The sequence below is a fragment of the Sulfitobacter noctilucicola genome, from assembly GCF_000622385.1.
GTDB lineage: Bacteria > Pseudomonadota > Alphaproteobacteria > Rhodobacterales > Rhodobacteraceae > Sulfitobacter > Sulfitobacter noctilucicola.
In genome coordinates this window covers 1,292,014-1,317,467 of sequence record NZ_JASD01000008.1, presented here as the reverse complement: position 1 = coordinate 1,317,467, position 25,454 = coordinate 1,292,014, and the positions used below count along the sequence as shown (strand labels likewise).

Sequence of the window (25,454 nt, the reverse complement as noted above, 5' to 3'; positions counted from 1 at the left end):
TCCTGAACTTTTCTCAATCCTTACGAATTGTAACAGCGGCCCGAGACCAGTTTGCGGCCTTTGCCCCGCGAGGCAACAGATGCTAGCGGTAGACGGCGGGAGGAACTATGCAAATCACCGACGAACAAGCCAAGGCGATGACAAGCGCAGGTCTCAACCTGATTGCGCAGGCTCTGACAATTTACGATTCCGATCTGAGGCTTGTTGTCTCGAACGCCCCCTTCCAGCAAATGTTTAATCTGCCCGATAATCTGGTCACCCCCGGTGCTACATTCGAAGAAACAATCCTGCACCTTGCAGCACGCGGCGAATATGGCCCCGTCGACGATGTTGACGCCTTTACAAGTGAACGCACCCTACAGGCACGCGCGTTCGAGCCCCACTATATGGAGCGGACCCGCGCCAATGGACGCACCATCAGCGTCGAAGGATCGCCGCTGCCGCAAGGTGGATGGGTCACTGTTTACACGGATATCACCGCCACCAAGACCCAGGAGGAACTGCTGCGCGCCCGTTCTGACGCCCTATCCGACCAAGTGCTCTCACATGCCGAAAGGCTTGCGGCCACCAACCGCGAGCTCGCCGCGATGATTACTACGCTGGAAGAAACCAAACGACAGCTCACCATCAGCGAGGCCCGCACGCGTTTGACCACTGAAATGCTACCGGCCCATATCGCGCATGTCGATGCAGAGCGACGCTATACATTCTCCAACCAACGCCTGCCCGATATCCTGCCCGGACGCCGCAGCAGTATATTGGGAACTTTTATCGGCGATGCATTGGGCGAATTTGCCTATCGCCGGATCGAACCATCACTAAGCCGCGCCTATCAGGGCACACCTGCAGTGACCGAATTCACCGATGATACCTCTGCTCGTCGCATTCGCGCGGCCTTCACCCCTGACGGGCACGGGGGTGTCTATATTCTGTCGACCGACATCACCGAAGAAACCCAGACCCGCGTCGCCCTGCAACAGACCCGCAAACGCGAACTGGCCGCACAGATGATTTCCGGCTTGGCCCACGACTTTTCAAATCTGCTGACCATCATTTTGGGGATGCAATCGCGGCTTGCACGTCAATCAGAGCTCTCCGCTGACGCACAAACCCTAATCGAAGGGACGCTCGCCGCTGCACGTCGGGGCGGCGCGCTGCTCAGCTCGATCGCCGATGTCACGGGGCCGCGCACACTTCGCCCGACTGCTGTTGATCCCGCTCAACTTCTTTCCGACCTCACAACGCTTGCCCGACCGACGTTGCCCGCAGGGATCACGTTGACGATTACAAACCAGATGCCCGAAGGTCCTGTCCTGCTCGACAACGGCAGCCTGATCGACAGCCTGTTGAATTTGATCCTGAATGCCCGCGACGCCTGCGGTGCAAACGGAGAAATCGAGCTGATCCAGCGGATGGTCCATGAGACATGGATCGAATGGCAGGTGACAGACAACGGACCGGGCTTTTCAGTCTCTGCACTGGATCATGGCATCGATCCGTTCTTTACCACCAAGGGCAGCGAAGGCAGCGGCTTGGGGCTGTCGATGGTGTATGATCTCACGAAATCCGCAGGCGGCGACCTGCGCCTGCGCAACGGTGAAGATGGCGGCGCCAGTGTTGTCCTGCGCCTGCCCTATCGCGCTGCTCTGCCCGACACCTCCGGTCTTGTGCTGCTGGTCGAGGATGACGACCAGATCCGTGCAGGCGTGCGTGATATTCTGATGGCGCTGGGCCACTCCGTTATTGAGGCTGCCAGCGCGGACGAGGCAACAGCCCTGATGGCCGACCTGCCGGATATCGCACTGGTGCTGTCTGACATCCAGCTTCTGGGGGAAACCACCGGCATCGATCTTGCCCGTCGCATAGCGGGTCAGAAACCTGTGGTTCTCATGACCTCCTTGCCGCAAGATCACGCGCTGTTCGCAAGCGCACAGCAACTCGCACCAACCTTGCGCAAACCGGTGCAGCCTGACGACCTTATCGCGCTGATCACGCCAGCACAGGAAGCCGCCGAATGACACGCCCCTTGGTCACGATACTTGACGATGAACCCGAAATCCGAACGCTTCTGGCCGATGCATTGGAAGAAGCGGGATTTGAGACACTGAGTTTCGGCCGCGCCCGCGCATTTGAGGCCGCACTAGCCACGCGCACACCAGACGTCTGCCTTGTTGATCTCAGCCTGCCGGATACAGACGGGCTGACATTGGTACATCGTCTGGCGCTGGAACAGGGCGCGGTGGTCATCATCATCTCTGGCCGTGCACAGGTGCAGGATCGCGTAACGGGTCTTGAGCTTGGCGCGGATGACTACATCATCAAACCGTTCGATCCCGCAGAGGTCGTCGCACGCATTCGCGCGCGACTGCGCAAACCAAAGCCTGCCACTGGTGATGGCAACACGGCCACTTTCGCCGGATGGACTGCCCATTTCGACCGCTACATCCTGATGGATGCAGAAGGGACCGAAGTGCCGTTTTCCCATGCCGAAAGTGAAGTCCTGCGGCTTTTTCTCGAAAGCCCGAAGCGCCTTATCAGCCGCGCGCAGATGCAGGAATCCCTTGGCGGTGCCGCGTCGGAATCCTTTGATCGCGCCATGGATGTGCGCATATCCCGCCTGCGGACAAAACTGCGCGAAGACCCCAAGAACCCCCAGCTGATCAAAACCATCTATGGTGCGGGCTACATCTTTTTGGGCGATGTGACATGGACCTGATATTACGGCAGCTTGGGCCCGACGATCCTGCCCTTGCGGATATCCTTGCGCTGATCCGCCAGTCCTTTGCTTATATGGAAAACGTGATTGATCCTCCGTCCTCCATGATCCATCTGACGCCCGCCGCTGTCAGTTCCCAAGCCGCAAAGGCCGAGGTCTGGTCTCTTGGACCGCCGCTTGCTGCCTGCGCGTTTTTCACGCCGAAACCGCAGGCCCTCTATCTGGGCAAGATCGCTGTTGCTGCCGATATGCGTGGCAAGGGGTTATCCCGACGTCTTGTCGAACACGGCGCGGAGCGTGCGAAGGCCCTCGGCCTTCCGCTGCTGGAGCTGGAATCGCGTATAGAGCTCACTGACAATCACGCTGCTTTTTACGCGATGGGCTTTGCCGAAGTGGCACGCACAGCCCATCCCGGTTTTGACCGCCCCACATCAATCGTGTTTCAGCGACCGGTCGCCTGACCTAGCGCCTGCACAGCACAGGCCAGAACTTCCAGCCCTGCAACCAGATCAGTCTCGCTCGTATCTTCTTCGAATGCATGGCTGATACCATTGATGGAAGGCACAAACAGCATCGCAACCGGCATCAGGCGCGAGACGTTGGTGGCATCGTGCAAGGCACCTGACGGCATCGTACGCCAGCGCCCCTGCGCTACCGTTTCGGCACCCTGTTCCAGCGCAGCACGCAGTCGCGCATCCATCTCGACGGGTTCAAGGCCAAGCATCGGACCAAAGGACAGCGTCATCCCCAGATCATCCGCCACCTCTTGCGCGGCGTCACGGATCACGGTCTCCATACGTTTTAAACGTTCGCCATCCCCATCACGCCACTGCATTGAAAACACGGCCTTGCCCGGAACAATCGAAGACGCATTCGGATGGAGGCTGACATGCCCGATGGTCCAGACCGTACTGGGCGTGACCACATTGCGAAAACGATCGTTAATCAACGCGTTGAAGGTCGAGACTGCTTGAAACGCATCACGGCGCAGGTGCATGGGCGTTGTGCCGGCGTGATTCTGCTGCCCCTCGAAGGTGATCTTCATATCGCGAATGCCGACAATATCCGTCACCACACCGATCTGCTCGCCACTGGTGTCGAGTGTCGGACCCTGTTCGATGTGCAATTCGATAAATCCGGTGAACTGTGCCGCGTCGACATCCCCTGTTACCATGTCGACCATTGCCAGACGCGCGTTCTTTAATGTCACGCCAGCATGATCCGCAAAGCCGTCAGCTTCACTCAGGCTCAGTTGACCTGACCAGACTGCTGATCCGGTTGTCACACCGAACCGCCCCTCCTCATCCTGGAACGACACGACAGAAATGGCAGGACCGCCTGCTTCTTTCGCCGCGCGCGCGACCTCAAGTGCAGCGATGACGCCCAGCGCCCCGTCCAGCCATCCGCCTTCGGGCTGGCTGTCGGAATGGGAACCCATCAACAGCGACGGTCCCTCGGCCAGCCCAAAAAGGTTACCCATCGCATCTACTTCGACGCGCAACCCTGCCTGCTCAAACCGCTCTGCCAACCAGCCGCGTGCTTCAAGATCAGCTTCGGAATACGCCGGACGCACCACGCCTTTGCCCACACCCGATGCGCCATAGGATCGCAGTTGATGCAAGTCAGACAAGAACCGTTCGGGATCAACCTTCACGCCACACCCCTTCTTAACTTGGCCCATAACCTCTGGGAGAGTTTTAGCGGGTGGGCCCGCTCACTCCCGAAATAAGATCACATGTGCAATGGGCACACAATGAGATTACTCTGCCGCGACAGACACACCTGCGGCCTCAACTTTCACGGCCGAAAACTTGAATTCGGGGATCTTGCCATAGGGATCAACGGCCGGATTGGTCAGGATGTTCGCCGCCGCTTCCACGTAAGCAAATGGCAGGAATACCATGTCTGGCGAAACAGCACGGTCTTCGCGGGCCATAATCTCGATTGATCCACGCTTGGTGGTCAGGCGTACATGCTCTCCCGGTGCCACACCCAGTTTGCGCAGGGTCGAGGGATGCAAGGAACAGTTTGCCTCCGGCTCCAAACCGTCCAGCACCGTGGCGCGCCGTGTCATCGATCCGGTGTGCCAATGTTCCAGCTGCCGACCTGTTGTCAGGATCATCGGATAATCCTTATCCGGCACATCGTCGGGCGCGATAATGGATGCAGGGGTGAACCGCGCACGGCCATCTGGGCGCGGGAACCCGTCGGCAAAAACAATCGCCTGACCGGGGTCTTCCGGCGACAAGGACGGATAGGTGACTGCGTTCTCGGTTTCCAGCCGGTCCCACGTGATATTATCAAGCGAACGCATGTTCAGCTTCATTTCCGCAAAGACATCCGCCGGGGAAGCATAATCCCAGCCAAGCCCCAACCGCTTTGCAAGCTCCACCTCGATCCACCAATCTTCTTTTGCCTCTCCGGGGGGCGGCACAGCGGGGCGGCCCATCTGCACCTGACGGTTCGTGTTTGTCACTGTGCCGGACTTCTCCGCAAAGGCGCTGGCAGGCAGAATCACATCGGCATAGTTTGCCGTCTCGGTGATAAAGATATCCTGCACCACCAGATGGTCGAGCCTGGCCAGCGCATCCCGCGCGTGCTCGACATCGGGGTCCGACATTGCCGGATTTTCGCCCAGCACGTACATGGACTTGATTTTGCCCTCGTGCACGGCATCCATAATCTCGGTGACCGTCAGGCCCTTCTCGGACGAGAAATCGTCCGACTGCCACACATCGGTAAAGGCCGAACGCACACCATCGTTCATCACCGACTGATAATCCGGTAAGAACATCGGGATCAGCCCCGCATCCGACGCACCCTGCACGTTGTTCTGCCCCCGCAACGGATGCAGACCCGCACCGGGGCGGCCCACCTGACCTGTCATCAGCGCGAGCGAGATCAGGCAACGTGAATTATCCGTGCCGTGGATGTGCTGGCTTACGCCCATGCCCCAGAAAATCATCGCGGCATTCGCACCGGCAAATGTTCGGGCCACATCACGCAGCGTTTCGGCATCGATGCCGCAAACCCTGGCCATCGCCTCGGGCGTGAAATCCTTCAGATGTTCTTTCTCGGCTTCCCAGTTCTCGGTGTAGGCTTCGATATATTGCTGGTCGTACAGGCCTTCCTCGACGATCACATGCATGATCGCATTCAGCATCGATACATCCGTCCCGGGCCGGAATTGCAGCATGTGTGACGAGAACCGCTTGAGCGCCTGACCGCGCGGGTCCATCACAATCAGTTTCCCGCCGCGTTTGGTGAATTGCTTGAAATAGGTCGCCGCAACCGGATGGTTTTCAATCGGATTGCAGCCAATCGCAATCGCCACATCCGCGTTCTCGATCTGGTTAAATGTCGCCGTTACCGCACCGGAGCCCACGTTCTCCATCAACGCCGCCACAGATGACGCGTGACACAACCGCGTGCAGTGATCGACGTTGTTATGGCCGAACCCCTGACGGATCATTTTCTGGAACAGATATGCCTCTTCGTTGGTGCATTTGGCCGACCCGAAGCCCGCGACTTCGGTACCGCGCCCCTTCATACCGTCCGCCGCGAAATCCAGCGCTTCGTCCCACGACGCTTCGCGAAAGAATTCCTGCCAGTTGGCCGGATCAACGTTCAATCCCTTAGCCGGAGCATCCTCGCGCCGGATCAACGGCTTTGTCAGGCGGTGATCGTGGTGGATGTAGTCAAATCCGAAACGGCCTTTGACGCACAACCGCCCCTCGTTCGCGGGACCATTTATGCCTTCGACATATTTAACCTTGTTGTCTTTGACCTTGAGCGAAATCTGGCAGCCCACACCGCAGAACGGACAGATGCTTTCGACTTCTTCATCAAAATCCGCGCTGTCACCGATCTGGTTTTCGTCCACTACCGTTGACGGCATCAACGCACCCGTCGGACAGGCCTGCACACACTCGCCGCAAGCCACACAGGTACTGTCGCCCATCGGGTCGGCCATATCAAACGTGGGCCAGCTGTCGTGACCACGCCCTGACATGCCGATTACATCGTTCACCTGAACCTCGCGGCAGGCACGCACACACAGCCCGCACTGGATACAAGCATCAAGGTTCACAGACATCGCCACATGGCTGTCATCAAGCAGCGGAATGTGGCCATCTTCCAGCTTGGGAAAGCGGCTTTCCTCGACCCCGTTCATCGCGGCCATATCCCACATGTGGCTGGATTTATCGTGCGCCGCGTCTTTCTCAGGATGATCTGCCATCAACAATTCGATGACCATCTTGCGCGCATTCTCGGCCCGCGCGTTGTTGGTGGTCACCACCATCCCGTCTGACGGCTCGCGGATACAGGAGGCCGCCAGCGTGCGCTCGCCCTCGATCTCGACCATGCAGGCGCGGCAGTTGCCATCGGGACGGTAACCAGGGGCCGGTTTGTGACAAAGATGCGGGATCACCAGTCCACGACCATTGGCCACTTCCCAGATGGTCAGTCCGGCGTCTGCTTCAACGGTTTCCCCGTCCAGCGTGAATTTGATTTTGTCCGCCATGATCTGTCTCCCTCATCCGTCGTCCCTAGTGATAGCGATTTTGCCGCTTTCAAAGGAGTCCCATTCCCGACACCCTTCCCCAGTTTTGCGCCAAGTCTGTTTCCGATAGACGCACCCCGTTGCTTGACCGGTTCAAAAATACCCTGCGTCCTTCTTTCCACGCGCTGCGACGTCACCTATCAAAGACCCAAGCAACAGGAGCGCCCATGTCTCACATTACTCTCATCCGCCACGGTCAGGCGAATTCAACCGCCAAGGACGAACTGAGCTATGACAAGCTGAGCGGACTGGGTCATGAACAGGCCGCGTGGCTGGGCGACTATCTGCGCCATTCGCAGACGCATCATACACGCCTTTATACCGGCACGTTGCGCCGCCACGCAGAAACAGCAGACGGCATGGCGACAGAGCTTGAACCTGTGCGCGATGCACGCCTGAACGAGCTGGAATATTTTACCATGGCGCAGCTGATGGAAGAACAGCATGCCGTTGGCTTTCCAACAGAACAGGGCCAGTTCACGCAGCATCTGCCGACTGTTTTCCAGTACTGGAAAGACGGGAAGCTTGAAGGTGCGCCCGAAACCTGGGAACAGTTTCACACCCGAGTTGATGACGCCCTGCACGAGATCGCCGACGGCAGCGGTCCGGCACTTGTGGTCACCTCCGGTGGATTGATTTCCATGGCCATGGCCCAGGCAATGCATTTGGAAATTCCCGCCATGGCACGTATGGCGCTGGCGATCATGCACACCTCAATGCACCGTCTCTTTCCCATCGGCGGTCACTGGTCGCCCGTTTTGTTCAACGCGGTGCCGCATCTGGAAACACCCGAGCGACGCGTCGCGCAAACCCACATCTAAGAAAGCAACGACACATGATAAAACTTCATTACGCCAAGGGTACAATTTCAATCGCTGTTGCCATCGCCTTAGAAGAGGCCGCGCTTGCTTATGAAGCGGTGAAGGTGGATTTTGCCGCCGCTGAGCAGACCAAGTCACCGTATCTGAGCCTGAACCCCAAGGGCCGTGTACCTGCACTTGTCACCAAAAACGGGAACGTCCTGACAGAAACCGGTGCTTTGCTCGACTATATTGCTGCATGCGCTCCGGATAAGTCACTGGTCCCTGCCGACCCTGAAACCGCGGCATACATGCGGGGGGTGATGTATTATCTCGCATCAACCATGCACGTGGCGCACGCCCACAAGATGCGCGGCACGCGTTGGGCGGATCAGCAATCAAGCTTTGATGACATGACCGCAAAGGTACCTCAAACCATGGCAGAATGCGCCACCTATGTTGAGGCTGAATGCCTGCGCGGTGACTATGTGGCTGGTGATACCCTGACGATTGCCGACCCTTACCTGTTCATTGTCTGTAACTGGCTGGCGGGTGATGGTGTCACAGTGAGCGACTATCCCAAGATCGAAGCCTTCCTTGAACGGATGGAAAAGCGCGACAGCGTGAAGGCCGTGCGCGCCAAAGGCCTGCTATGACGCATCTTTGGGTGCGTGCAGAGCAACGCGATAATGAAACCCGCGTAGGCATCACGCCGCAGGGGGTCGCATCGCTACTCGAAGCCGGATTTGACGTTACCGTAGAGCAATCGGATAGCAGAGTGATCCCTACGCAAGCCTATGCAAAGACCGGCTGCGCATTAGCGCCTGCAGGTTCATGGCCCGACGCACCGCGCGATGCCATCGTTTTCGGCCTCAAGGAATTGCCTGAGGACGGCAGCCCCCTGGCGCACCGCCACATCATGTTTGGCCATGCTTTCAAAGGGCAGGCTTCGGGTGAGGTTCTATTGCGCAGATTTCGTGCGGGCGGCGGTACACTGCTGGATCTGGAGTATCTCACCAACGATGCCGGACGGCGCGTTGCGGCTTTTGGCTATTGGGCTGGCTTTGCCGGTGCTGCAGTGGCGCTCAAATGCTGGGCGGCGCAGCAAAAGGGCGGCTTGGCTGCTGAAGTAACCCCATATGCAAACGCTGATGAAATGCGTGCGGCACTTACAGCCGAAGTGGAGAGTTGCGGCACAGAGCGACCCACGGCCTTGATCATCGGTGCTTTGGGTCGTGTGGGCACAGGAGCGGCTGATCTGTGCAAGGCGCTGGATGTACCGACAACAGGCTGGGATATGGCCGAGACTGCCAGCGGCGGCCCGTTCCCCGCGATCCTCCAGCACCACATCTTTCTCAACTGCATCCTCGCCGGACCACAAACACCTGTCTTTGTGCCGAAATCGGCGCTCACTGCCACGCGCACCCTGAGTGTGATCGGAGATATTGCTTGCGATCCTGACAGCGATTTCAATCCGGTACCCGTCTATGACAGGGCAACCACATGGGCGGAACCGGCCTTGCGGGTTCACAACGATCCGCCTCTGGATGTAATGGCCATCGACAACCTTCCCTCCATGCTACCGCTCGAAAGCTCGGAGGATTACGCAACCCAACTGCTACCTACACTTCAGGATTTAGACGCAGACCGGACAGGTGTGTGGGCGCGCGCCAAGCAGACCTTTGACGCGCATATGGCCCAGCTTAACTGAAGATGCGGAAATAAAGCCAATCAGGCAAGAACTGACTGCCGCGAAACACCAAAGAGAAAAGCCATGGAAAGCTTTTCTTAAATTTGTCCGTGTTCATATGCTCGAATGCTTCGGTCGCGGCTTCTTCGACCTCCATCAGGAACGGCATGCGGAAATCGTTCTTTTCGGTCAGCTGTGTCTTGATAAAGCCCGGGTTAATGACCTGAACGTCAACGCCGGTTTTGCGCAGGTCTGCATACATGCATTCCGCCAGCGACATTGTCGCGGCCTTGGAAGCGGTGTATCCGATCGACCCCGGCAGACCGCGGAACCCCGTCAGGCTTGAGGTGATCACGATGTGACCCGCGTCACGCTTCACCATTTCCGGCACAACCTGCCCCATCACACGCATCAGACCGGTGAAATTGATATCGGCCATCGCGTTGGCCTGATCCGCATCCCATTCTTTTGCGCCAAACGGCCAATAGACACCCGCCAGAAACACAACACCATCGACCTCACCCACGGCCTTGGCCGCCGCAATGACGCTGTCATTGTCGGACACATCAACAGTCTGGAAACTTGCCTTGCCCGGCAAATCTTGCACTAACTTGGCCAGCTTATCCTCTGATCTGGCGGATACGATTACCTCGGCACCAGAACGGCTCAGCTTGTGCGCCAGCGCTGCTCCCAGCCCGTCGCTCGCCCCTACCAGCCAGTATCGCTTGGATTGCCAGTCTCTCATGATGTCCCCTTCGGTTTGATTGTCGCGACCAGTTCGGCAACCTTGACGCCGAATTTGCGGAATTGGCTTCGATTTACGATTGTCCCGTCAGCGGTCAGATACATCCAGTCCACCGTGTCGAGCACGTGACTGCCCGCGCTTTCGGGCACTCTGATCCGGTAAGTCATTCTTACGGCTGATCCGCTCATGACCCCTGCGCCGCCACCCGGCACGTCATCGGCAGTCGTGGTAAACGCACCGTCATCACCGCGTTTGATAACCCACTGACGGTTCTGCGTTGAGCCGTCGTTGTAGTGAAAAACCTCGTCCATCACGCCATCCGGCCCATCCCACTTGATATCGAATTCGGCGTTAAACGTACTGGTTACACGCCCAAGCGGGCCAAAGATCACGCCGTCACAAACCATCTTGCCGTTCAGATGCTCCTCCAGGTCGAAAGCGGGAAACCCATCTTCATAGTCTTCCGCGGTCTGACCGTGAAACGACCACATCCGCCGTCTGACGTAGATCGCCGCAAACGCCAGCAAAAAGCCAAGCGCGGTATAAAGTAATTCGTCCATTATGCGTCCTCCAGTCCTCTGGTGGTACTCAACAGTGCAATCGCGATGAGCTTCAGTGCGCAGGGCACACCCGCGTACAGGATGATCAGCAGTTGAACCGCTCCGGCTGGGTTTTGCTCACCGGCGGTCTTCAATCCCGCGCTCTCCAGTACCGGAAGTAGGGCAACAGCCGCCAAAGCCAATGTGAATTTCGAAACAAATGACCACAGGCCAAAACCTTCGGCGGCGGAAGGCGATATATCAGCCATACGCTTGGCGAACATCGCAGGCAAGAGCGTAAGGTCGGCACCCAGAACCGCCCCCGATGCGACACAGACCACCGCAAAAAGAACTGCATCACCGGACCCTAAAAACAATGCACCTCCAAAGGCAAGAATACCCAGCACCATCGCGGACAACAGAACAGGTCTGCCGCCGAACTTCTCTGCCAGCATGCCCCAAAAAGGAGCAGCCCCCGCAGCAGACAAAAAGAACAACAGCAACAGCGGCCCTTCCCATCCCGGCGCATCAAGAGCGATCTCAACGTAGAACAGGAACAGGGTTGAACTGACAGCAACCGGTGCCGCGTTGATCAAAGCAATCAACAATAATTTCCGGGCCAACGGATCCGACAGCACAACACCGAATCCGGCAGAAGGCGGCAAACCTGTATCGCGCCATTCTGGCCACATCGACCAGACCGCCGCGATAGCCAATACAGCAAATCCCAATGCAAAACCGGCAAAAGGCGCACCCATGGCCAGCCCCAGAACAACAGGTGCGACGGATGCCACGCATACACCCAGCAGTGCGCCGGTTTCCCGCCAGCGGGCAAGCATCAAGTGACCCTGTCCGGGCAGGCTATCGGCCTTGGCCACCCCTTGCGCGTAAAAGCAGATCGTCAGAAAGCTGAAGCCGGAGAACACCAACGTCAGCATCATCCCGAACCAGATAAGCGGCGCAACAGGCGGCGTAACGGCGAAAAGCCCGATCATCGCCAGCGCCATCACACCGGCCCCAAGAGCCACAGCCAGTCCTCGATGGTGCCGCAACCTTTCGGACAGGCGACCAAGCAGTGGGTCCTGCACCACGTCCAGCAGACGCAATCCAAACAGGACTGCGCCCAGTGCACCCAGTGATACAGCGTATTCATCGACGTAGAATTTCGGTGCGTGGATATAGATCGGCAGGCCTGCAGCTGACAGCAATGCCGCAAAAAGTGCATAGGCATGCAAGCGAGGGGCCGACACAGACATTAGCGGGTGACTTCTTCCGCCGGTGGTTCGGGACGGCTGCGAAAGGGTGCGCCCTTCCACCACAGCTTGACCGCCTGCCAATGGATCAGGAAAAGGACACGCCGTGCCCCGAACGGTCTGCGCACCATCGCCTTCAGGATACCCCAATTGCTTAGTGGTTTGCATTTACCCGTCAGGGTCGCCAGCACACCGTCTTCGCCCGCCATATAGTCGATCCAGATGCCCACGTGCTGCGCGTTGATATCAAAGCGAAAGGTGTAGCCCCCTTCAACACGTTGAAAGGGTGAGACATGAAAAATCTTGGTAGCGTGCAACCTGTCCTGAGCGGTGATCGAACGCAGGTCGGGGTGCGCACATAAATAGCAATGCCTGTCCCCGAAAGTATTCGACACCTCCGCAATGACGGCAATCAGCCCGTCAGACGCATCACGGCACAACCAAAAACTGACGGGATTGAACACGTGTCCCAAAACACGCGGCTGGGCCAACAGGTCGATCCGGGCAACACCGCTGATGTCATGTCCGGCCAGCACCTCTCGCGCCCAAACCGCACCGTTGCCCTTTTTGGGTGGCCCGCCATGGTCGGTATCGTGCAGGGACATCAACGCCGGTTTGTTGCGCCCGAAAAGGCGTGGCGTGGCCAGCGGTGCCTCGGCATCACACAGCACATAGTCGATCGAATACCGGAACGAATTTTCCACGGCACCCTTACGCCCGTGAAAGGTTTGCCCCGCGACATGATCGACGCGGCGCATCACTCTGCCGCGATGGGCAGTGCAGCAGCGCGGTTGATCGCATCGACCACGGTCATCGCACTTGCCAAGCCGTCTTCGTGAAACCCGTGACGCATCCATGCACCGCAGAACCATGTCCCGCGCGTGCCATTGAACGCGGCCACCTCCTGCTGTGCGGCCAGAGCGTCCAGATCATAGACCGGATGGCGCAGTGTGACTTGGTCATAAATCAATTCCTCCCGGATCGTGCGCTTGGTATTCAGCGTCACAAAATGCAGATCATCCATCGGAATGGGCTGTAGCGAATTCATCCAGTAGGTCAGATCGATCCGCTCGGACTTCGCATCGTGATCCTCTGAGTAAATCCACGAGGCCCATGTTTTGCGGCGCTTCGGCATGATGTTGGTGTCACTATGCAGGATAATATCGTTGGGCTGGTACTTCACCGCGCCCAGCGCCTTTTGCTCGGCCGCGTCTGCATCGGTGAGCATCGCAAGGCTGTCGTCGGAATGTGTGGCAAAGATCACTTCGTCAAAGGCTTCCCAATCGCCCCCTACGGTCTTGATCTCAGCGCCAAGTGGAGTGCGTCGCACGCCCATCACAACAGCACTCAACCGGATATCGACGTCCTTGCGTCGCATCGCAGCTTCAAGCCGTGACACATAAGAAATCGATCCGCCCTTTACCGTGTACCACTGGTGCTGGCCGGAATAATCCAGCAATGCATGGTTTTCGAAAAAGCTGATCATCGCATGGGCAGGAAAATCCATGATCTTCTGCGTCGGCGTTGACCAAATCGCACCAGATAGCGGCAGCAGGTAATAGTCGCGGAAATACTGCCCCATGCCCAGTACGTCCAGAAACTGGCCGATGGTCAGGCTCTTGTCCTGCGCCACGCGCAGTGCGTTTTTGTTGAACTTGAGAATATCACGTATCATGCGCAGGAACTTCGGGTTCGCTGCGTTTCTCTTTTGCGCAAATATCGCATCAACGCTTGTCAACGCATATTCCAGCCGCCCGCCGTCAATGGAGGCACCAAAGCTCATGTTGGATTTGACCACTGGCACGTCCAACTCTTCGAACAGATCTGCCAGATGGGGATAGTTGGCGTAGTTGAACACGATAAAGCCAGTATCGACCGGCTGGTCCCCGTTCTTACCCGCCACAACAGTCCGGGCATGACCACCCAGACGCGGACCTGCTTCAAACAGGGTGACACGATGATCATCGGCCAATCGATGGGCGGCCCCCATGCCAGAGATGCCTGCGCCGATCACGGCAATGTTACGTCGCAAAGGTCGGAGCGGTGCGGCGTGTGCCGGCGCGTCAAATGCCATAAGTGCTGAACTTCCCATCAATTCTTCCGTCTTTGTGCAAGTAGTACGAAACAAACACGAGAGTAGGGCTTAATGAGTTGCCAGAAATTTTACGATTGTGCGGTTTGTCACACGAGGCCGTTTTAAAATGCCAGAAAGGCGACCACGTCAGCTTGAGCCGTCGCGCGGTGCAAGCGGCACCACAGGGCTGAGCTTTGCATCATCCCCCAACTCTTCGAAGTCAAAGTTGTGAAGACGTCCTGCCCGTTTGGCGGTCTTCTCTGAACTGATCATGATTTCGTCAACGTCCTTGCGGGCCTGCCCGAAATGACGGTCCAGATTGCCGACACGGGTGACCAAGCGCTCCACATCACCGTGCAGCATGCCCAATTCCTTGCGGATGGCACCGGCCTGTTCGCGCATCCGGGCGTCTTTCAGGATCGCGCGCATGGTGTTCAGTGTTGCCATGCAGGTGGTGGGCGACACAATCCAGACCCGCGCCTCAAATCCGGCACGGACCACTTCCGGCAATCGCGCGTGCAATTCGGCATAGACCGCTTCTGATGGCAGAAACATCAACGCGCCATCTGCGGTTTCACCGTCGATGATATATTTCTCGGAAATCGCTTTGATATGCACCCGAACCGCCGCACCAAAAGCGCGCAAGGCACGCTGCTGATCGTCTTTGGTCTGTGCTGCCGCCAAAGCCTCAAACGCCTCGAACGGGAATTTGGCATCGATCACGATGGGGCCGGGGGGATTGGGCAGATGCACCAGACAATCGGCACGTTTGCCGTTGGACAGCGTATGCTGCAACTCAAAACTGTCCGGCGGCAGCGCCTTTGAGACAATATCGTTCAGCTGGATTTCACCGAACATCCCGCGCCTCTGCTTGTTGCTCAGGATGTCCTGCAGGCTTAATACGTCACCGCTCAGTTTCGTGATATTGTCCTGCGCCTTGTCGATCACAGCCAGACGTTCCTGCAATTGCGTCAGGCTGGTTGTCGTTTGCTTGGAAGAACCATGCAGCGTGGCGTTCATGCGCTCCTGCATGTCAGCCAATGCACGTGCGGATTTTGCGGCATTGTCCGCCAGCCGGTCCTGCATCTGTTGTTGAACGGATGACAGACGCGCTTCCATCGTCTGGATCATCTGGGTTTGTGCTGTGGCTTGCGTATCCGATACGACCTGCAAACTGCCCTGCAAGCGTTCCTGACTGGCCCCCAATTGCTGCACAAAACCGCCCAGCGCCTGCATCTGCTGTCCCAAAGGTGCCGCCATCCGCGCTGACCGTCCCGCCGCACGTACCGCCAGGATCAACAGAAGAATAATCAGCAGCAACACGGCCACCGCAATCAGGGCGGCAATGATCAGCGGGTCATCCCACTGGTAAGTCTGGCCTGCAATTTCGATCATGTTCGCCCGAAAAGCCGCTCGATATCGGCCAGTTTAAGTTCAACGTAAGTAGGTCGTCCGTGATTACACTGGCCCGAATGAGGCGTCGCTTCCATCTCGCGCAGCAGTGCATTCATTTCCTCTCCCCGCATCCGGCGGCCTGACCGGATAGAGCCGTGACAGGCAATCCGGCTCAGGATCGCTTCAATCTTTGCCTGCAAAAGGTTGCTGTCGTTCTGATCGGCCAGCTCATCAAGGATATCCAGCAGCAGAGCGCGGGCATTCACCTCGCCCAGTATCGCAGGGGTTTCGCGCACCGCAATCGCGCTGCCCCCAAAGGCTTCGATGCCAAGTCCGAAGCGTGACATCTCATCTACCATCTCAAGCAATCGCCCACAGTCTCCTGCAGACAGCTCTACAATCTCGGGGATCAGCAGCGCCTGTGCGGCTACTCCGTTCTCGCCCATCTGGCGCTTGAGCTTTTCATAGACAAGCCGTTCATGCGCTGCGTGTTGATCGACGATCACCATGCCAGTGGCCGTCTGTGCAATGATATAGTTTTCGTGAACCTGACCGCGGGCAGTGCCAAGCGGAAAATCCTCATCGTCGCGGTGCATGACTTCTTCGGTGGGCGTCTCGACCCGCCCCCAGACACCTGCGGTTTCGGCAAAGCCGGGGGCCTGCGCCTCATAGGCGGCAGTGCGTGCACCCATCGAAGGGCGGTCCATCTGGTAAACCCGCGCGCCCGACGGTTCCGGCGTCATCGCGCCCAAAGTCGCGTTTGCCACCGTCGTCGAGGCGCGGTGTCCCGCATTGGCCAGCGCATGGCGTAAGCCCGATACAATCAAACCACGTGCAAGGCCCGGATCACGAAACCGCACTTCTGACTTTGCGGGATGCACGTTCACATCTACCAGCGTCGGATCGCAGTCCAGAAACAGCGCCGCCGCCGGATGGCGGTCGCGGCTGAGAAAGTCAAAGTATGCACCGCGCAGGGCACCAACCAACAGCTTGTCACGCACAGGCCGCCCGTTGACGAAAAGGTACTGCGCCACAGAGGAGCCTCGTGAATAGGTCGGAAGGGCTGCGAAACCCGTCAGGTGCAGACCCTCGCGTTCGGCATCAATGGCAAGACTGTTGTCGGCAAACTCACGCCCCAGCACCGCGCGCAGACGACCGTGAAGTGCATCGAACAGCTCACCCTGCTCTGCGCTGACACGAAACACATCGCGGCCATCACCGTCGCCCGACACATCACGCAATGTGAAACTGACAAAGGGATCGGCCATGGCAAGCCGTTTGACCACATCGCCGATGGCCTGCGCCTCGGCGCGGTCGGTCCGCAGAAATTTCAGGCGGGCAGGCGTGGCAAAAAACAGATCGCGCAGCGTCACCACCGTGCCACTGTTAAGGGCGGCAGGTTTCACCGCTCCGAACTCTCCGCCGTTCACGACAATGGCCGCACCTTCATGTCCGGCCGCACGGCTTGTGATGGTCAGCCGACCCACCGCCCCCAATGACGGCAAAGCTTCACCACGAAATCCGAAGGTATGGATATTCAGAAGGTCCGACCCGTCAATTTTGGACGTGGCATGGCGCGACAGCGCCAGTGGCAAATCGTCAGGCGCGATACCACAACCGTCATCTGTGACACGGATCAGCGTCTTGCCGCCATCCGCATATTCCACAGTGATCCGTTTGGCTCCGGCATCTACTGCATTTTCAACCAGTTCCTTGACTGCCGAAGCGGGTCGTTCCACCACCTCTCCCGCAGCAATCCGGTTGATTGCAGCATCGTCCAGCTGCCGGATGACAGGCTGCAGATCGCTTATGTTGGGGTTGAGATGTGCCATGCCGCTACAGCTAGCATGGGGCGGCGTCAGACTGAACCCGATTCGGGACAATAGGGGAACAAGATTTCCACATGACGGGGTGCGTCAGTCCTGCGTCGCGGCCTTGTACCACGCCACGATCTGCGCCCGTTCGTTTTGCTGCATATAGCTCAGGTTCGCGGGGGGCATGGCGTGGGTCAAACCTGCCTGTAAGTAAATCTGCTTTGCCGCCATCGCAATCTGGTGCTCCGTCTCCAGACGCACCCCTTTGGGTGGCCAATGCAGGCCCTCCCATGCAGGCTCTGCTGCATGGCACATTGAACAACGACCCGTCACGATGTTCTGCACTTTGTCGAACCCTTCAGCCTGCGCAAATCGCACCGCCGGCCCCTGCGCCTCGACCGGCTCTTCCGCGCGGAACATGGGCGCGGTGGACAGCCACATAATGACGATGAACAGCAGCGCCGTGGCCAACCACGTCCAGATCGGGTCGCCTTTGCGGGCGTGGATCGTATTAAAGTAATGCCGGATCGTGACGCCCATCAAAAACACCAGCGATGCGATGATCCAGTTTGCCTCTGACGCGAAGGCCAGCGGATAGTGGTTCGACAGCATCAGAAAGATCACCGGCAGCGTCAGATAATTGTTATGTGTGCTGCGCTGTTTGGCGATCTTGCCGTACTTGGCATCCGGCGTGCGCCCTGCTTGCAGGTCCGCCACGACGACGCGTTGGTTGGGCATGATCGTAAAGAACACATTGCCGGACATGATCGTGGCTGTGAACGCGCCGAGGTGCAGCAGCGCCGCCCGTCCCGAAAACACCGATGTGTAGAAATACGCCATGGCGACAAGGATCACATAGAGGCCGATCATCAAGCGCGTATTGTCATCGCCAAAGCGGCTTTTGCAAATCAGATCATAGGCGACCCATCCAAACCCCAACGACGCCATTGAGATCAGTATGGCAAACGGAATGCCGATATCTGCGACAGCCGGATCGACCAGATAGAATTCGGCACCGAAGTAGTAAACGAGGATCAGCAGGGCAAAGCCGGACAACCAGGTGGAATAACTTTCCCATTTAAACCAGACCAGATCATCTGGCATTTGCGCGGGGGCGACGAGATACTTTTGAACATGGTAAAACCCGCCGCCATGCACCTGCCATTCTTCGCCATCCGCACCACTTTTCAAATTGCGGTCGCGGTGCAGCCCCAGATCAAGCGCAATGAAATAAAAGGACGACCCGATCCAGGCGATGCCAACAATCACATGGACCCAGCGCACGGCAAATTCGATCCAGGAGGACATGGCGGCAAGGTCGTACATGGGTCTGCTTTCTTTGGCGGAAGATTAGATATCGGGAAATGTACCGCGCAGACCCCTGCCCGCGCGATATGTTTCAGCTTAGGTCAGACTTCTTCGGGCAACACAAGGTTGAGGAAGATCGCGACCAGCGCAGTCGGTGCCACTGCAGAGGTGGCCAGCGTCTTGATTACACCCGGAAGATACTGCACGGCAGTTGGCACAAGGTTCAGACCCAGACCTGCGGCCAGCGAAACCGCGATGATTACCATGTTGCGGCGGTTCATGTTGACCTCGGACAGCATATTCAGCCCTGCGGCCGCAACCATTCCGAACATCACGATCACACCACCGCCCAAAACGGGCAGAGGCATGGAAGCGATCACGGCCCCGATCTTGGGCATCAGGCCACAGATAATCAGAATGATCGCCCCGATGGTTACGACGTGACGCGACATAATGCCGGTCATCCCGACAATGCCAACATTTTGGCTGAACGATGTGTTTGGCAACCCGCCAAAGACACCCGCAACTGCCGTTCCCAGCCCGTCCGCATAGGTCGCACCCGCAATTTCACGGTCGGTCGCCTCGCGTCCGGCACCTGCTTTGGTCGTGGCAGAGGTGTCCCCAACTGTTTCGATTGCGGAAACAATCGACACCAGCGTTACGGCGATCACAGCGCCCAGCGAGAACTCGAAGCCATACGGCAGCGGTGCGATGCCGGTGATCCAGCTTGCTTTCGCAACGGGTGCAAAGTTGACCATTCCAAAGGCCAGCGCCACAAGATAACCGACGATCAAACCGATCAGGATTGCCGCATTGCTCAGCGTGCCTTTGGTGAAAAACTTGAGGATCAGCGCGACGATCACCACCGACAGCGCAACGGTCCAGTGCATCAGTGATCCAAAGCTTTCTGCTTCCATCTGGAAGCTTGCCGCGCCGCCCGCTGCGTATTTGATCGCAACAGGGATCAGGTACAAACCGATGGCCAGAATGACCAATCCGGTAATCAGCGGCGGGAACAGCCAGCGCAGGCTACCAATGACCGATCCCAACGCGAAGTGGATGATACCGGCGATGATGCAGGCCGATAGGGCCACGCTCAATCCTTGGGTCGCTGCGACCCCTGCCAGCACGCCCACAAACGCAAAGCTTGTGCCTTGCATAATCGGCAATCGCGCACCAATCGGACCGAAACCGACTGTTTGAAACAGCGTCGCAATTCCGGCAAAAAGCATCGCCATCTGGATCAGGTACACCTGCTCCGCCCCGCCAAACGCGAGACCTGCGGCACCAGCCACAATAATTGACGGCGTCACGTTAGAGGCAAACATCGCCAGCACATGCTGCAAGCCCAGCGGAATGGCTTCCCCCAAGGGCGGCGTGAGGTTCGGGTCGCTATAGCCACCCACAGTTGAATCGGTCATTCTTTTGTCCCTGTCGTTTTTATGCCTGTCTTAAGGCTCGGAGGTACTAGGGACTATGAGGTAGGGCGGATCAAGCAAAACTTCCTCAAGGTTGGGCGTATCGCCAATCCTGTCGACGACAGCGAACAAACCCGGCGCAGAAAGTGGCGTCAGAACGCCATGCCAGACACTGCGGTAGAAATTGATACCCTGATGCGGCGCAGTGATAAATGCACGGGGTACACCGGGTTCGCCCGCGTTATCGGGGGCGACAATCACGAGAAACGGATTTGCTGTCAGCGGCAGGAACGCCTGCGAGCCATCGGGATGCCGTTCCAGCAACGTCACCGCATAAGGCAGGCTGCGGGCCTGCGCGTTGAAGATGCTGATGCCGGCACGGCCGCCCTGCCCGAAATCCATCTGCGCCAGATCGTGATGACGGCCGCATAGACCCGCATTGATGATCTTGTCCGGTTGTCCCGACGCGTCCAACACGTCGCCAAAAGGTGCAAACGCGTCAGGTGTCAGCGGCTCAATCGTGATCTCGCGGCTCATAGCGGCATGTGCCGGTTCACGTCCTTGTAAAGTAAATAGCGGAATGGCTCGTCGCCGGTCGTGATGCAGGCCTGAGGGCAGAACGCCCGCAGCCACATGAAATCACCGGGTCCGACCGGGACCCAATCCTTGTTAAGCAGATAATCTGCCGTGCCCTGCAGCACATAAAGCCCGTGCTCCATCACATGCGTCTCTGCGAACGGGATGCGGCCGCCGGGCTGGAACGTCACAATGTTGACGTGCATGTCGTGGCGCAGATCAGCAGGATCAACAAAGCGGGTCGTCGCCCAGACACCATCGCAGTCGGGCATCACAACTGGCGCGGTTTCCTGATCCGATGTGACGAATGCTTCCGGCAAGTCCACACCCTCGGCACCGACATAGCGTTTGCGCACCCAATGGAAGCGTGCAGGCCCGTCGCCATCGTTCCACAAGGTCCAGACCGCGTCTGGTGGCACATAGGCATAGCCGCCGTCCGTCAGCTTGTGCTTGGCACCGTCAATATTGAGCGTCAGCGTGCCATCCGTCACGAAAATCACCGATTGCGCTTCGGGATCGACCTCGGGCGTGTCCGATCCGCCACCGGGCATCACTTCGACAGCGTATTGGGAAAACGTCTCGGCAAATCCGCTTAGCGGTCGCGCAAGAACCCACATCCGCATGTCTTTCCAGCCCGGCAAAAAGCTGGTGACGATGTCACGCTGGGTGACCGCAGGGATGACCGCATAAGCGGAGGTGAAAACAGCAGTGCCATCCGGATGCACAGACTGATCCGGCAACCCGCCGGGTGGGAAACCGTATGTCAAAACAAATCCTCCAGTCGCAGGCGCGCGATACGTTCCACCTGCGTACAGGCGGTTAGAAATTCGGCTTCGGTCTCATGTGCGATGCGCGCTTCGAATGCCCGCAGAATAGCCGGCTTATCGTGGTCTTTCACCGCAATGATGAACGGGAACCCGTGCTTGGCCACATAAGCCGCGTTCAATTCGGTGAATGTGGTGCGCTCTTTATCCGTCAGCGCATCCAGACCCGCACTTGCCTGTTCTGCTGTGCTCTCGGCTGTCAGGCTTTTCGCAGCGGCGAGTTTCCCCGCGAGATCGGGGTGCGCGTTTAGAACGCCCAGCCTTTCAGCCCGCGTTGCGGAGCGGAACATACGGCACAACGCGCTGTGAATGCCTGCGGCACTGTCATGGGCTGGACCCAGCTCCAGATCGAAAGCACGCTCGGCAATCCAGGGCGAGTGCTCAAAGATGCCGCCAAAAGTCTCGATAAACGCGGCTTTTGCCATCCGGCTTGGTTGCAAGCCCCGCGGCGCGGGCGGATGCGCCATGCGCCAATGCTCCGCAATATCAATCCGGCGCGGCGTCCAGACGCCCTCAAACCCCTGAATATATTCAATGAACCGCCTTAGTGCCAGCACACGACCGGGCCGCCCCACCAGACGGCAATGCAATCCCACCGACATCATCTTGGCCGCACCCTCTGTGCCCTCGGCATAAAGCGCATCGAAGGTATCACGCAGATAGGCATAGAATTGATCGCCCGAGTTGAACCCCTGCGGCGTGGCAAAACGCATGTCGTTACAATCCAGCGTATAGGGAATAATCAGCTGGTCCCGCCCGTCCGCATCCATCCAATAGGGCAGATCATCATCGTAGGTGTCAGAGATATAGTCGAAGGCTTGCGTATTTGCCGCCAGAGCCACTGTGTTGACCGACGTGCGCCCGCAGTACCAACCACGCGGTGCCTGCCCCACAACCTCCGTGTGCAGGCGGATCGCTTCGGACATATCGGCACTTTCGGCCTTTGCGTCGTGATCCTTGTAATCAATCCACTTCAACCCGTGGCTGGCAATTTCCCAGCCCGCATCTTTCATCGCTTCAACCTGTTCAGGGGCCCGCGCCAACGCGGACGCTACGCCGTAGACCGTTACAGGTATCTGCGCGCCGGTGAACAATCGGTGCAGACGCCAGAACCCCGCTCTTGCGCCGTAATCATAAATCGATTCCATGTTCCAATGGCGCTGGGCGGGCCAAGGTGCTGCACCTACGATCTCTGACAGAAACGCCTCTGACGCTGCATCGCCATGCAGCAGGCAATTCTCGCCGCCTTCTTCGTAGTTCACGACAAATTGCACGGCGATCCGCGCACCGCCGGGCCATGCGGCGTCAGGCGGTGTCGCACCATAGCCGCGAAAATCTCTGGGGTATCTGTTCATCGGCGTGTCCCTCATTTCTGCGCCACCCTGCATCGGATCAGCGTGCTGTGCAATCGGGGCACATACGTCATCCTGAAACGCCAACGGGCCGTCATGGAAAGACGACCCGTTGTCAGACTGACTGCTTCAACTGTGTTTATTTTTGTAGAGGGATTATTAGCTGTCGGCCGGTCTGTAACTGGTCAGGTGACGCGAGCGTATTCTTGTTGGCCTCGAAAATTTGCAGATACGCGCTGGGCATACCAAAGAAATTCAGTGCGATAGACGCAAGGCTGTCGCCACGCCGAACTGTGTAATGACGCTGACCGTTCACCATCTCGGTCTTGGCAGAGGACGCGAGGAATGCACGGCGGCTCATCTCGCGGGCGGCTTGCGTGCTTTCAGGCGTGGCATCGTTCATGAGCGAGGTCTGGATCAGGTTGAACAGCGTCGTGTCCATGTCATACCCGCCACTCGCTGCACTCAGCGAGGCAGGGATCTGCGCATCACCGCGCTGGGCTGCTTCAAGCAACAGGTTCGCCATCGTCTTACGACTCAGCTCGGCATTGACTGTCGTGAGAACCAAACGGCGAATGCCGTCCTCTTCCTGCTCCTTTACGCTATAAACACCGGCAAGCACACCTTCGCGCAACATCCGCAGCTTGTTGCGGTTCACAATCGCTTCGGCTTCCAGCGTCCGCTGGGTGATCTCTTCTTCGGTTAGGCTGCGTTCTCGGGAAAGCGGCTGGAGGCTTTTGAGCACGTCAGCATCGATCGCCGAGGGGGCCGCCGCTGCGGGCAAAACGGGAACGGGTGCCACAGGTGTGGCCGTCAGATCAGGCGTCGCTGTGCGGCTGACTTCCTGCAGTTCGTTATCTGCTGGCAGTTCGGCAACGGCGGCATTTCCTGCGTCACTGAATTTGAGCGCCACCATGATGCCCAGAACAAATGTCAGAAACGCAATGCCGCTGACCGCAGCCATCAGACCTGTCACCTGAAACCCCGACACCTTGAAACCGGTCGACGCAGGCTGTGTGTTGGCCGTGTTGGGCTGGATCGTCGGCTGCCACTGATCCTTGCCCTGACGGACAGTCTCGGGGATCACATAGTTGTCGAACCGGACGCTGGGCGTGACGGGATCAATATCTTTCAACATTTCAAGACCCCTCGGTCTGGATGCTAAACCCCAATGCGGCCCATACCTGCATGCCGCCACGGTAGTACATCAGCATCTCTGGCGGATAACCCGCATCCAGAAGGTTCGAAATCAGACGATGCGCATCATCACTTGTCGGGCCACTGTCATAGACCAGCAGTGTCCGCGCGTCGGAAAAGTTAAAGAGCCCGTCGAATTCGCGGGCACCGATGGCACGCAGAATGTCGGAACGGAATGCGTTCGAACTATCCAGTGTGCTGAATGGCAGGTTCACGCTGCCGGGGATGAAACCCTTGGCGCGGTCCTGCGGAACGCGGGCATCAACCATCAACCCCTGACCACCGGCCACGTCTTGGGACAAAAAGCGCATCACCTCAAGCTCGCCCAGTGTGGTCACACCCGGTGCTGCCTGCATCGGCGCGATACAGGACCCGCCACATGAGTCAGTACTGCTGGTAAACTGCTGCGCAATCGCGGGGGATTGCCCTGCATCACGTGCGATGGTGACCTGCTGTCCGTTAAAGAGAAACGATGCGCTCGCCTGTGTCAGCTGTTCCTGAGCGACAGCTCCCGTTGCACAAAACGTCAAAGCGCTCACGGCCCGCACAAAAGAGCTTGGCATGTTATTCCCCCAGAATAATACCGTATATGGTGTGGCGATTTGGCAGATCACACACTTTTTGGTTGCTCCGACTATATATGCAAAGGATGATTCGTAAGGTCAAAGCAAAAACGAATCATGTGTCGAAAAACATGTGATTCGAGCGCGATTTTCCCGGCTTTCCGGTTTCTTTCCCTCACTGCGTGCATCAATATCGCGAAACGTGCGGATTTGCGTCTGTGCTGTTGACCACTCCGACCTAATGACCAAAGGATCTTTTTATGACCCAAGGCTACCTGACAACTCATGTTCTGGACACAGCACGCGGCTGTCCCGCCGCGGGGCTGCCAATCACTTTGTACCGCCTTGAGGGCGATGACCGTATCCTCCTTGCACAGATGACCACAAACGCTGACGGACGCACCGACAGCCCCATTTTGCCCAAGGACAGGTTTGCAACGGGCACCTATGAGCTGCTTTTTGATTGCACCGCTTATCTTGATGCAAACGCGGCCCCCGCAAACGCGCCGCGGTTTCTGGATCAAATTCCGATCCGCTTTGGCATCAACGACGCGGATGCCCACTACCATGTGCCGCTGCTCTTATCGCCCTTCGGCTACTCCACCTATCGCGGGTCCTGAGCCGTC

The 25,454-nt window shown here is 58.0% G+C and carries 23 protein-coding genes; 7 read left to right on the top strand and 16 right to left on the bottom strand.

What is annotated here, in order from left to right:
• The first annotated feature begins 107 nt into the window (after positions 1–107).
• From Z946_RS0110185 to Z946_RS0110175, 3 genes are read left to right on the top strand one after another with little or no spacing between them, the layout of a single operon-like run.
• Positions 108–2,018: a PAS-domain containing protein gene (locus tag Z946_RS0110185; RefSeq protein ID WP_025055637.1), complete on the top strand. Its 1,911-nt coding sequence runs from the start codon at positions 108–110 to the stop codon at positions 2,016–2,018.
• A complete protein-coding gene (locus tag Z946_RS0110180; protein WP_025055636.1) occupies positions 2,015–2,716 on the top strand; it encodes a response regulator transcription factor in 702 nt (233 codons plus the stop codon). Before Z946_RS0110185 ends, Z946_RS0110180 begins: the two co-directional genes overlap by 4 nt.
• Positions 2,707–3,177 carry a GNAT family N-acetyltransferase gene (locus Z946_RS0110175; RefSeq protein WP_025055635.1) on the top strand — a complete coding sequence of 157 codons (471 nt, stop codon included), beginning with the start codon at positions 2,707–2,709 and terminating at the stop codon, positions 3,175–3,177. Before Z946_RS0110180 ends, Z946_RS0110175 begins: the two co-directional genes overlap by 10 nt.
• Here Z946_RS0110175 and Z946_RS0110170 read toward each other — a convergent pair.
• On the bottom strand, positions 3,159–4,370 hold the full coding sequence (locus tag Z946_RS0110170) for a Zn-dependent hydrolase (protein ID WP_025055634.1): 1,212 nt from the start codon (positions 4,368–4,370) through the stop codon (positions 3,159–3,161). The two genes, Z946_RS0110175 and Z946_RS0110170, sit on opposite strands and share 19 nt — an antisense overlap.
• 105 nt (positions 4,371–4,475) lie before the next feature.
• Positions 4,476–7,241, bottom strand: a complete 2,766-nt coding sequence (gene fdhF / locus Z946_RS0110165; RefSeq protein ID WP_025055633.1) for a formate dehydrogenase subunit alpha — start codon at positions 7,239–7,241, stop codon at positions 4,476–4,478.
• A gap of 206 nt (positions 7,242–7,447) precedes the next feature.
• Between fdhF and Z946_RS0110160 the strand changes: the two genes are divergently transcribed.
• Genes Z946_RS0110160 through Z946_RS0110150 form a run of 3 tightly spaced genes read left to right on the top strand, consistent with a single transcriptional unit; the run spans position 7,448 to position 9,791 of the window.
• Positions 7,448–8,101, top strand: coding sequence for a histidine phosphatase family protein (locus Z946_RS0110160; protein WP_025055632.1), 654 nt, complete (start codon positions 7,448–7,450; stop codon positions 8,099–8,101).
• Between the two features lie 14 nt (positions 8,102–8,115).
• Positions 8,116–8,736, top strand: a complete 621-nt coding sequence (locus Z946_RS0110155) for a glutathione S-transferase family protein (protein WP_037969162.1) — start codon at positions 8,116–8,118, stop codon at positions 8,734–8,736.
• A complete protein-coding gene (locus tag Z946_RS0110150; RefSeq protein WP_025055630.1) occupies positions 8,733–9,791 on the top strand; it encodes a saccharopine dehydrogenase in 1,059 nt (352 codons plus the stop codon). The genes Z946_RS0110155 and Z946_RS0110150 overlap by 4 nt, the downstream gene beginning before the upstream one ends.
• Here Z946_RS0110150 and Z946_RS0110145 read toward each other — a convergent pair.
• From Z946_RS0110145 to Z946_RS0110080, 14 genes are all read right to left on the bottom strand, one after another.
• Positions 9,784–10,515, bottom strand: a complete 732-nt coding sequence (locus tag Z946_RS0110145) for an SDR family NAD(P)-dependent oxidoreductase (RefSeq protein WP_025055629.1) — start codon at positions 10,513–10,515, stop codon at positions 9,784–9,786. The two genes, Z946_RS0110150 and Z946_RS0110145, sit on opposite strands and share 8 nt — an antisense overlap.
• The gene (locus Z946_RS0110140; protein WP_025055628.1) at positions 10,512–11,075 is read right to left on the bottom strand and encodes a DUF3833 family protein; all 564 of its coding nucleotides are present in this window, start codon (positions 11,073–11,075) and stop codon (positions 10,512–10,514) included. The genes Z946_RS0110145 and Z946_RS0110140 overlap by 4 nt, the downstream gene beginning before the upstream one ends.
• A complete protein-coding gene (locus Z946_RS0110135) occupies positions 11,075–12,310 on the bottom strand; it encodes an MFS transporter (protein ID WP_025055627.1) in 1,236 nt (411 codons plus the stop codon). Before Z946_RS0110135 ends, Z946_RS0110140 begins: the two co-directional genes overlap by 1 nt.
• A complete protein-coding gene (locus Z946_RS0110130) occupies positions 12,310–13,068 on the bottom strand; it encodes a DUF1365 domain-containing protein (protein ID WP_152540570.1) in 759 nt (252 codons plus the stop codon). Before Z946_RS0110130 ends, Z946_RS0110135 begins: the two co-directional genes overlap by 1 nt.
• A complete protein-coding gene (locus tag Z946_RS0110125; RefSeq protein WP_025055625.1) occupies positions 13,065–14,381 on the bottom strand; it encodes an NAD(P)/FAD-dependent oxidoreductase in 1,317 nt (438 codons plus the stop codon). Before Z946_RS0110125 ends, Z946_RS0110130 begins: the two co-directional genes overlap by 4 nt.
• A gap of 147 nt (positions 14,382–14,528) precedes the next feature.
• The gene (locus tag Z946_RS0110120; RefSeq protein WP_025055624.1) at positions 14,529–15,776 is read right to left on the bottom strand and encodes a DNA recombination protein RmuC; all 1,248 of its coding nucleotides are present in this window, start codon (positions 15,774–15,776) and stop codon (positions 14,529–14,531) included.
• Complete coding sequence (gene mutL / locus Z946_RS0110115) at positions 15,773–17,608, bottom strand: DNA mismatch repair endonuclease MutL (protein WP_025055623.1); 1,836 nt, start codon at positions 17,606–17,608, stop codon at positions 15,773–15,775. Before mutL ends, Z946_RS0110120 begins: the two co-directional genes overlap by 4 nt.
• Positions 17,609–17,692: 84 nt before the next feature.
• On the bottom strand, positions 17,693–18,916 hold the full coding sequence (locus Z946_RS0110110) for a urate hydroxylase PuuD (RefSeq protein WP_025055622.1): 1,224 nt from the start codon (positions 18,914–18,916) through the stop codon (positions 17,693–17,695).
• An 83-nt stretch (positions 18,917–18,999) separates the two neighbouring features.
• Positions 19,000–20,319, bottom strand: a complete 1,320-nt coding sequence (locus Z946_RS0110105) for a uracil-xanthine permease family protein (RefSeq protein ID WP_025055621.1) — start codon at positions 20,317–20,319, stop codon at positions 19,000–19,002.
• Positions 20,320–20,349: 30 nt separating this feature from the next.
• Positions 20,350–20,853: an ureidoglycolate lyase gene (locus tag Z946_RS0110100; RefSeq protein ID WP_025055620.1), complete on the bottom strand. Its 504-nt coding sequence runs from the start codon at positions 20,851–20,853 to the stop codon at positions 20,350–20,352.
• On the bottom strand, positions 20,850–21,659 hold the full coding sequence (locus Z946_RS0110095; protein WP_025055619.1) for a bifunctional allantoicase/(S)-ureidoglycine aminohydrolase: 810 nt from the start codon (positions 21,657–21,659) through the stop codon (positions 20,850–20,852). Before Z946_RS0110095 ends, Z946_RS0110100 begins: the two co-directional genes overlap by 4 nt.
• Complete coding sequence (gene puuE / locus Z946_RS0110090; protein ID WP_025055618.1) at positions 21,656–23,071, bottom strand: allantoinase PuuE; 1,416 nt, start codon at positions 23,069–23,071, stop codon at positions 21,656–21,658. The genes Z946_RS0110095 and puuE overlap by 4 nt, the downstream gene beginning before the upstream one ends.
• 136 nt (positions 23,072–23,207) lie before the next feature.
• Entirely contained in the window at positions 23,208–24,206 is a 999-nt protein-coding gene (locus tag Z946_RS0110085) for a LysM peptidoglycan-binding domain-containing protein (RefSeq protein ID WP_025055617.1), read from the bottom strand.
• A 1-nt stretch (position 24,207) separates the two neighbouring features.
• A complete protein-coding gene (locus Z946_RS0110080; RefSeq protein ID WP_025055616.1) occupies positions 24,208–24,828 on the bottom strand; it encodes a rhodanese-like domain-containing protein in 621 nt (206 codons plus the stop codon).
• A 260-nt stretch (positions 24,829–25,088) separates the two neighbouring features.
• On the opposite strand from Z946_RS0110080, the gene uraH reads away from it, so the two are divergent.
• A complete protein-coding gene (uraH, locus tag Z946_RS0110070) occupies positions 25,089–25,448 on the top strand; it encodes a hydroxyisourate hydrolase (RefSeq protein WP_025055615.1) in 360 nt (119 codons plus the stop codon).
• The last annotated feature ends 6 nt before the right edge of the window (positions 25,449–25,454 follow it).

Coding starts and splice junctions, on each gene's coding strand:
- Z946_RS0110180 (WP_025055636.1), top strand. CDS start 2,015: ATGACACGCCCCTTGGTCACGATACTTGACGATGAACCCGAAATCCGA.
- Z946_RS0110155 (WP_037969162.1), top strand. CDS start 8,116: ATGATAAAACTTCATTACGCCAAGGGTACAATTTCAATCGCTGTTGCC.
- Z946_RS0110120 (WP_025055624.1), bottom strand. CDS start 15,776: ATGATCGAAATTGCAGGCCAGACTTACCAGTGGGATGACCCGCTGATC.
- Z946_RS0110105 (WP_025055621.1), bottom strand. CDS start 20,319: ATGACCGATTCAACTGTGGGTGGCTATAGCGACCCGAACCTCACGCCG.
- Z946_RS0110110 (WP_025055622.1), bottom strand. CDS start 18,916: ATGTACGACCTTGCCGCCATGTCCTCCTGGATCGAATTTGCCGTGCGC.
- Z946_RS0110080 (WP_025055616.1), bottom strand. CDS start 24,828: ATGCCAAGCTCTTTTGTGCGGGCCGTGAGCGCTTTGACGTTTTGTGCA.
- Z946_RS0110185 (WP_025055637.1), top strand. CDS start 108: ATGCAAATCACCGACGAACAAGCCAAGGCGATGACAAGCGCAGGTCTC.
- Z946_RS0110135 (WP_025055627.1), bottom strand. CDS start 12,310: ATGTCTGTGTCGGCCCCTCGCTTGCATGCCTATGCACTTTTTGCGGCA.
- uraH (WP_025055615.1), top strand. CDS start 25,089: ATGACCCAAGGCTACCTGACAACTCATGTTCTGGACACAGCACGCGGC.
- Z946_RS0110175 (WP_025055635.1), top strand. CDS start 2,707: ATGGACCTGATATTACGGCAGCTTGGGCCCGACGATCCTGCCCTTGCG.
- Z946_RS0110160 (WP_025055632.1), top strand. CDS start 7,448: ATGTCTCACATTACTCTCATCCGCCACGGTCAGGCGAATTCAACCGCC.
- puuE (WP_025055618.1), bottom strand. CDS start 23,071: ATGAACAGATACCCCAGAGATTTTCGCGGCTATGGTGCGACACCGCCT.
- Z946_RS0110140 (WP_025055628.1), bottom strand. CDS start 11,075: ATGGACGAATTACTTTATACCGCGCTTGGCTTTTTGCTGGCGTTTGCG.
- mutL (WP_025055623.1), bottom strand. CDS start 17,608: ATGGCACATCTCAACCCCAACATAAGCGATCTGCAGCCTGTCATCCGG.
- Z946_RS0110085 (WP_025055617.1), bottom strand. CDS start 24,206: ATGTTGAAAGATATTGATCCCGTCACGCCCAGCGTCCGGTTCGACAAC.
- Z946_RS0110150 (WP_025055630.1), top strand. CDS start 8,733: ATGACGCATCTTTGGGTGCGTGCAGAGCAACGCGATAATGAAACCCGC.
- Z946_RS0110145 (WP_025055629.1), bottom strand. CDS start 10,515: ATGAGAGACTGGCAATCCAAGCGATACTGGCTGGTAGGGGCGAGCGAC.
- Z946_RS0110100 (WP_025055620.1), bottom strand. CDS start 20,853: ATGAGCCGCGAGATCACGATTGAGCCGCTGACACCTGACGCGTTTGCA.
- fdhF (WP_025055633.1), bottom strand. CDS start 7,241: ATGGCGGACAAAATCAAATTCACGCTGGACGGGGAAACCGTTGAAGCA.
- Z946_RS0110125 (WP_025055625.1), bottom strand. CDS start 14,381: ATGGCATTTGACGCGCCGGCACACGCCGCACCGCTCCGACCTTTGCGA.